Source organism: Bradyrhizobium sp. (genome assembly GCF_049586575.1).
Taxonomy (GTDB): domain Bacteria; phylum Pseudomonadota; class Alphaproteobacteria; order Rhizobiales; family Xanthobacteraceae; genus Bradyrhizobium.
In genome coordinates, this window is sequence record NZ_JBAVCF010000490.1 from 1 (window position 1) to 2,826 (window position 2,826).

The window sequence follows — 2,826 nt, forward strand, 5'->3', positions numbered from 1 at the left end:
GCCCAGGACATCGAGCCGGCCGAAGCGATCTTGAGGATGGGCCGCCCCACAATTGTCGCACCGGAGCATGTGTCTGAGCTCAAGGCCGATCGCATCGTTGTGGGGTGGAAGGACACACGGGAGGCCCGCTTAGCCATTCTTCACGCATTGCCATTTTTTGGCCAAGCCTCCGAGGTTGTCATTATCGAGCTTTGCCTTGCGAGTGAACAGGATGTGGCACGCCGGCGCGTTCAGGACGTAGCGAATTATCTGTCGTTGCGAGGCGCAAAATGTCGAACGGACACCCGCGTGTATACAGCCGAGACCGACGCGGACCATCTATTGCGCCTTGCGAAGGAAGCGCGTGCCGATCTGATCGTAACGGGCGCCTATGGTCACAGCCGAATGGGCGAATGGATGTTCGGCGGCATGACGCGCGACCTTCTGAAGAAGGCGCCGTGTTGTCTGATGATGTCTCACTGATCCGCACAAATGGCGGTGCGACGAGCAACCGCATCACAAATCGGCGCCTTGTTGATTTTCCAGAGCCATCGCGCCATCAGGCGGGTGGAGATCGTATCGCGGCTTAAAAAGGCCAAATACGATTGCCGGCCTTGGCCTTCATTTTGATCTCGCAAGCGGATCGATCGCGGTCACGGGGACTTGCGAAATGATCAAACAATAGCCATGTATGACCAATCGAGTTTCGGCCGAACGACTTGGCCTCGCCGCTGACAGCGCGCCTGACTGACGACCCTCCCTCCTAAACTTCGAATTAGCCGGCTGCGCTTCTGGGCGCGGCTTCAAACACGTATCTATCTTAAAGGACGATCTCTCATGACTAGCGGAACTGTGAAGTGGTTTAACAGCCAAAAGGGTTTTGGCTTCATTCAGCCAGACGAAGGAAGCCAGGATGTTTTCGTTCATATCAGCGCGGTTGAACGCGCCGGCATGAGCAGCCTCAACGAGGGACAGAAGGTTTCTTTTGAAGTCGTTGCAGACCGCCGGACTGGCAAATCTGCGGCGGAGAATCTGCGCGCAGCGTAAGCTATCGCAATCGGCGCCATGCTGCTTTGACCACGGATGTACTGGCAGAGCCTCTGGTTTCGCGACCCCGCGGCTGGTTTACCGGCCGCGGGTTCTTTTTATCACAGCGCGCGCAAAGCCCGCCAAGATCTTTAGCCGTGTGCTGGCGAGGGTACCCCAGCATTTGAAATAACGGAGGGTGTAAGCGTGTCGGCCAACATCGATCTAAACCAAGAGCATGACGACATTATCTACCCGTAAAGGCGCCGCCGAAGCAGGTCTTACGTAATGAGCAGCGGCTGGGGTCACGGGTGATCCGGCGAACGGCTGAGCAACTAGCTGCATGCTTCAATCCCGAATCCATCGCGCTGGCTATCGGATCGTCAGTCCACGAGACCGAATTGTCGGTGCGGGATGCGCTCCTTCGATTGCGACACTCTGCCGACTGGCATCTGCCTAGCATGCCGACGCGCGACCAGTTGCTGGCTGAAGCCCAGAAGATGTTGGCGTAAACGAGATCTTTGGACGACATCGTCGATCGTGCGCGTGAACTGCTGATAGAATCTGTATGCTTTCTTTTGGCCGCTCCATCTGTCGTGGCGGGTGCAGATACGAAACTCCAATCGAAGGTGGCATTTGTCTCGGGGCATCCCCATATAAGATGAATGAATTGGCAAAGATCGAGTACGCGTGAACCTTCCAGGACGAAAGCTGAACTCCGGCAGATGCTGACTGAGGCTGTCCGAAACACGCCCAGTCCGGATCAGCAGTCGAAGCGTCTGGCTAAAGCAAAAAAGATTTCAGCCGAGGCAGCCTCCGTCGATTAAACTGTGCCGGTCATCCGCCGGTTCGCTCGATGCAAGGTAGGCAGCCAGCGTTCGCGACCAGCGAGGCCACGTTTTCATGAAGGAGCATTATGCGCAAACTTCCCATGCCAACTGAACAAGAGGTTTCTGAGGGACCCCAATCGGTATCTTTTCGGATTGCGAATGGAAACGCACGGCAGGACTGCATGCTGCAAACCACGTTCCCAACGAAAGTACAGGCGCAGAAGTATCTTCTCGCGAATTGGCCGACCATCGAAAGAATGGCTCGCGACGCTCTTGCGGCGGGAGCCATTGAAGATGGTCAGATCAAGCTCATGATGAGCTGATACTGACGCGGACAAATCGATGCTCGCCTATGTTTGGCGGAGGCGCGCGACCCCAACAACAGGTGCCGCGACAGATACAGTTCGCGCCGTAGTCCGGCTCGTCAGCTTACAAATAACGGTTAGAACTTGGAGCTGGCGTTGGAAGTAACCAACTCACACCGCTGCGGCATTGATCCTGGTCAAACGGCTGTCGTCGGCGAGCGCTCGCTGCCTCAGAGTGTTCGACGCGGCAACGATCAATGAGACGCTATCAAGAGTGCGGTTCGGACTTGAGTGACGGTCACGTCGGCGGCTGGAGAAAGACGTCCGAAGGACTTGATATAAATCAACGCTGCAAGCCGGGAGGCAGTTAAGTTTTCTCCAGACGTGGATCAGACGAAAAATATCTATGCCCTTATGCTGACCGCTGCGCAGAAGCGAGTCAGGCGTTTGCCCAAGCTCAGTCGGAATTGACAAAGATGACTACGGAATTGACAAAGATGACTACCGAGATCAATCGCTATTGCGCGGATCGCGGGCATTCCGAAGCAAACATGGCTTCCGAATTTGCTTCCAAATTGGTGGCCGCTCATTCTGTTTCGGACGCTGTTACCGCTTGGGAAGAATACGGCAAACACCGTCTCGAAAGAATGGCTGAGAATGGTAAGCATCTCGCCGCAGACATCCAG

General features: G+C 55.6%; 3 protein-coding genes and 1 pseudogene. All 4 read left to right on the forward strand.

Annotated features, from left to right (window positions below; translation table 11 throughout):
- A partial coding sequence (locus tag WB528_RS18965; RefSeq protein ID WP_423889933.1) for a universal stress protein occupies positions 1–462 on the forward strand: 462 nt, incomplete at its 5' end.
- 354 nt (positions 463–816) lie between these two features.
- The gene (locus tag WB528_RS18970; protein WP_423889934.1) at positions 817–1,026 is read left to right on the forward strand and encodes a cold-shock protein; all 210 of its coding nucleotides are present in this window, start codon (positions 817–819) and stop codon (positions 1,024–1,026) included.
- Between the two features lie 895 nt (positions 1,027–1,921).
- A complete protein-coding gene (locus tag WB528_RS18975) occupies positions 1,922–2,158 on the forward strand; it encodes a hypothetical protein (protein ID WP_423889935.1) in 237 nt (78 codons plus the stop codon).
- Positions 2,159–2,583: 425 nt separating this feature from the next.
- Positions 2,584–2,826: pseudogene (locus tag WB528_RS18980) on the forward strand (phasin family protein); the annotation flags it as partial.

What these genes read in the sequence shown, in the direction of transcription:
- WB528_RS18975 (WP_423889935.1), top strand. Translation starts at nt 1,922, where the DNA reads ATGCGCAAACTTCCCATGCCAACTGAACAAGAGGTTTCTGAGGGACCC.
- WB528_RS18970 (WP_423889934.1), top strand. Translation starts at nt 817, where the DNA reads ATGACTAGCGGAACTGTGAAGTGGTTTAACAGCCAAAAGGGTTTTGGC.